This window comes from Variovorax sp. P4_D9 (genome assembly GCF_056401695.1).
Genome location: NZ_JBFUIU010000756.1, coordinates 1 through 4245, shown reverse-complemented (window position 1 = coordinate 4245; position 4245 = coordinate 1). Strand labels below are relative to the sequence as shown.

Annotated in this window: 5 protein-coding genes; all 5 read left to right on the top strand. The window is 65.7% G+C overall.

All coding sequences use genetic code 11. The features are described 5' to 3' along the window. Nucleotides 1-1144: NADH-quinone oxidoreductase subunit M (locus tag AC1DY5_RS44465; protein WP_478120785.1), on the top strand; the 1144-nt coding region annotated here is incomplete at its 5' end. Between the two features lie 28 nt (nt 1145-1172). Beyond that, nucleotides 1173-2660, top strand: a complete 1488-nt coding sequence (nuoN, locus tag AC1DY5_RS44460) for an NADH-quinone oxidoreductase subunit NuoN (RefSeq protein WP_478120784.1) — start codon at nt 1173-1175, stop codon at nt 2658-2660. Nucleotides 2661-2667: 7 nt separating this feature from the next. Next, complete coding sequence (locus tag AC1DY5_RS44455; RefSeq protein ID WP_478120783.1) at nt 2668-2985, top strand: DUF2818 family protein; 318 nt, start codon at nt 2668-2670, stop codon at nt 2983-2985. Between the two features lie 92 nt (nt 2986-3077). Further along, the gene (locus AC1DY5_RS44450) at nt 3078-3668 is read left to right on the top strand and encodes an NUDIX domain-containing protein (protein WP_478120782.1); all 591 of its coding nucleotides are present in this window, start codon (nt 3078-3080) and stop codon (nt 3666-3668) included. Nucleotides 3669-3675: 7 nt separating this feature from the next. Beyond that, nucleotides 3676-4116, top strand: coding sequence for a DUF1178 family protein (locus tag AC1DY5_RS44445; protein ID WP_478120781.1), 441 nt, complete (start codon nt 3676-3678; stop codon nt 4114-4116). The last annotated feature ends 129 nt before the right edge of the window (nt 4117-4245 follow it).

Here is a 4245-nt window from a genome sequence, read left to right as displayed (position 1 = left end):
GTACATGGGCGCTTTCCTGATCCTCTCGGGATTCATGATCGGCACCTTCGCGGCGCTCGACGGCCTGCTGTTCTACGTCTTCTTCGAAGCCACGCTGATCCCGATGTACCTAATCATCGGCATCTGGGGCGGCCCGAACAAGATCTATGCGGCCTTCAAGTTCTTCATCTACACGCTGCTCGGCTCGCTGCTGATGCTGGTCGCGCTGATCTACCTGTACAACCAGTCGGGCGGCAGCTTCGACATCCTGAGCTGGCACAAGCTGCCGTTGTCGGGGACGGCCCAGACCTTCCTGTTCTTCGCCTTCTTCGCCTCCTTCGCGGTCAAGGTGCCGATGTGGCCGGTCCACACCTGGCTGCCCGACGTGCACGTCGAGGCGCCTACCGGCGGCTCCGCGGTGCTGGCGGCGATTATGCTGAAGCTCGGCGCCTACGGCTTCCTGCGCTTCTCGATGCCGATCGCGCCCGACGCCTCTCACGAATGGGCCTGGCTCATGATCGCGCTGTCACTGATCGCGGTGATCTACGTCGGCCTGGTGGCGCTGGTGCAGCAGGACATGAAGAAGCTGGTGGCCTACTCGTCGGTGGCCCACATGGGCTTCGTGACGCTGGGCTTCTTCATCTTCAACGATCTCGGCGTGTCCGGCGGCATCGTCCAGATGATCGCCCACGGCTTCGTCTCGGGCGCGATGTTCCTGTGCATCGGCGTGCTCTACGACCGCGTGCATTCGCGCCAGATCGCCGACTACGGCGGCGTGGTCAACACCATGCCCAAGTTCGCCGCCTTTGCGCTGCTGTTCGCGATGGCCAACTGCGGCCTGCCGGCCACCGCCGGTTTCGTCGGCGAGTGGATGGTGATCCTCGGGGCGGTCAAGGCCAACTTTTGGCTCGGCCTCGGCGCCGCCACCGCGCTGATCTTCGGCGCCGCCTACACGCTGTGGATGTACAAGCGGGTCTACCTGGGCCCGGTGGGCAACGACCACGTCAAGGAACTCAGCGACATCGATGCGCGCGAGTTCATGATGCTGGCCCTGCTCGCCATCGCGGTGCTGTGGTTGGGCCTCTATCCGAAGCCGTTCACCGATGTGATGAACGCGTCCGTCGATGGGCTGCTCCAGCACATGACGGTTTCCAAGCTGCCTTGATTGAATCCACGCTGAACAAGAGAACGAGATGATTGACAAACTCAGCTGGATGACGATCTACCCCGAGGCGGTGCTGCTGATCATGGCCTGCATCATCGCGCTGGTCGATCTGTCCTCGACCAGCCCGCGCCGCACCGGCACCTACGTGCTGACCTTGCTCACGCTCGCGATCATCGCGGTGCTGACCGGCTTCAACGCCTCCCTGGGCAAGACGATCTACGGCTTCGGTGGCATGGTCGTCAGCGACCCGATGGGCAACTGGCTCAAGTGCTTCTCGACCCTGGCGCTGATGGTCACGCTGGTCTACGGCCGACCCTACGCGGCCGACCGCGGCATGCTGCACGGCGGCGAGATGTTCACGCTGAGCCTGCTTGCGCTGCTGGGCATGTTCGTGATGATGTCGGGCAGCAACTTCCTGCTGATCTACCTCGGCCTCGAACTGCTGACGCTCTCCAGCTACGCCCTGGTGGCCCTGCGCCGTGACAACGCGGTCGCCAGCGAGGCGGCCATGAAGTACTTCGTGCTCGGCGCGATGGCCAGCGGCTTCCTGCTGTACGGGATGTCGATGATGTATGGCGCCACTGGCTCGCTCGACATCAACGAGGTGTTCAAGGCGATCGCCAGCCGCCAGGTGAATCACCAGGTGCTGGTGTTCGGCCTGGTCTTCATCGTCGCCGGCCTGGCCTTCAAGGTCGGTGCCGCGCCGTTCCACATGTGGGTGCCGGACGTCTACCAGGGTGCGCCCACCGCGATCACGCTGATGATCGGCGCGGCGCCCGAACTGGCTGCCTTCGCGATCATCATCCGGCTGCTGGTCGAGGGCCTGCTGCCGCTGGCGATCGACTGGCAGCAGATGCTGGTGCTGCTGGCCATTGCGTCGTTGCTGGTCGGCAACCTGGCCGCCATCGCGCAGACCAACCTCAAGCGCATGCTGGCCTACTCGACCATCGCGCAGATGGGCTTCATGCTGCTCGGCCTGGTGGCGGGCGTGGTCAACGGCAACACCTACAACGCCCAGTTCGCCTACAGCGCGTCGATGTTCTACATGATCACGTACGTGCTGACGACGCTGGCGAGCTTCGGCATCATCCTGCTGCTGGCGCGCGAAGGCTTCGAGAGCGAAGAGATCACCGATCTCGCCGGCCTCAACCAGCGCAGCCCGCTCTATGCCGGCGTGATGGCGATCGCGATGTTCTCGTTGACGGGGATTCCGCCGCTGGTCGGCTTCTACGCCAAGCTGGCGGTGCTGCAGGCGCTGATCGCCTCGGGCCAGGCGTTCTACATCGGACTCGCGGTGTTCGCGGTCGTGATGTCGCTGATCGGCGCCTTCTACTACCTGCGGGTGGTCAAGGTGATGTACTTCGACGCCCCGGTTACGGCCAGCACGGTCTCGGCACCGGGCGACGTTCGCACCGTGCTGACGCTCAACGGCGCCATGATCCTGATCCTCGGCATCCTGCCCGGCGGCCTCATGACGCTGTGCGCGAACGCGATCGTGGCCACCCTGGCCACCTGAGCGCGCCGTGTCCCAGAGCGCGTCGGTCTGGATGGTGCTGGCGCTCGCGCTGCTGGCGGCCAACCTGCCTTTCCTCAACGAGCGCCTGCTGGGTCTAGTACCGCTCGCCGCGCGCCGCAAATCGCTGGCGATCCGGCTGGCCGAACTGGTGCTGCTCTATCTGGTCGTCGGCGCCATCGGCCTGCTGTTCGAGCGTCGGGTCGGCCAGATTGCGCCGCAGGGCTGGGAGTTCTACGCCGTGACGGGTGCCTTGTTCGTGGTGCTGGCGTTCCCGGGCTTCACTTGGCGCTATCTGATGAAGCATCGACACGCCGCCGCGCACTGACATGAAATGCCCCCACGCTCATCGCTTCGCATATCGCTGCCCCCGAGGGGGCGCTCAGTGCCCTTCGGGCGGGCGGCCGGGCGGGCACTGACATGACCGACAAGCACCTCAAGGAAGAACTCACCACCAGCGAGTTGCTGTTCAAGGGTAACTTCCTGCACGCTAGGCGCGACACGGTACGCCTGCCCGACGGCCACAGCGCAACGCGCGAGTACGTGGTGCACCCGGGTGCGGTGGTGGTGGTGCCGCTGCTCGACGACGGCCGCGTGGTGCTCGAGCGCCAATACCGCTACCCGATCGGCCACGTGATGACCGAATTCCCCGCGGGCAAGCTCGATGCGGGCGAGGAGCCGCTGCTCTGCGGCCAGCGCGAACTGCTCGAGGAAACCGGCTACACCGCCCGCGAATGGGCCCGCGCCGGCGCGATGCACCTGGCGGTCGCCTACTCGACCGAGATCATCCACATCTATTTTGCGAGGGGCCTGACGCTGGGCGACCGGCAGCTCGACCACGGCGAGTTCCTCGACGTGATCACGGCCACCCCCGTCCAATTGATGGCCTGGTGCCGCGACGGCACGGTGTCGGATGCAAAGACGCTGACCTGCAGCCTGTGGCTGCAGAACGTGCTGTCGGGCGCCTGGGCTCTCGATTGGCACGACGCATCTTCGCCAGCCGGCCGATAATCGCGGGATGAAGGTCCTCAACCTCCAGTGCGCCCATGGCCACGGCTTCGAGGGGTGGTTTGCGTCTCAGGATGCATTCGACACCCAGCTTGCCGACGGCCTCGTGGAGTGCTCCCTGTGCGGCGATACCGCTATCACCAAGCTGCTGGCCGCGCCGCGGCTGAACCTCGGCAATGCCAAGCCGCCGGTCGAGGCGGCGCCGGTCAAGTCCCCTGCCGCCGATTCGCCGGAAGCGCGCTGGCTGCGTGCCGTGCGCGAGGTCATTGCCCAGACCGAGGATGTGGGCGATCGCTTCGTCGACGAAGCCCGCAAGATGCATTACGGCGAGGCCGAGGAGCGCGGCATCCGTGGCCAGGCGACGCCCGAGCAGGCGCGGTCGCTGGCTGACGAAGGAATCCCGGTTTTCACGCTGCCGCTGCCGGCAGCCCTCAAGGAAACGCTGCAGTAGGTCGCTCGTCAGGCGGCTTCGGCCACCGGCTGGGGATCCGCCGTGAATTGGAGTGCGGCCAAGCGCGCGTAGACGCCGTTCTGCGCCACCAGCGCCGCGTGCGTTCCCTGCTCGACGATGCCGCCGTGG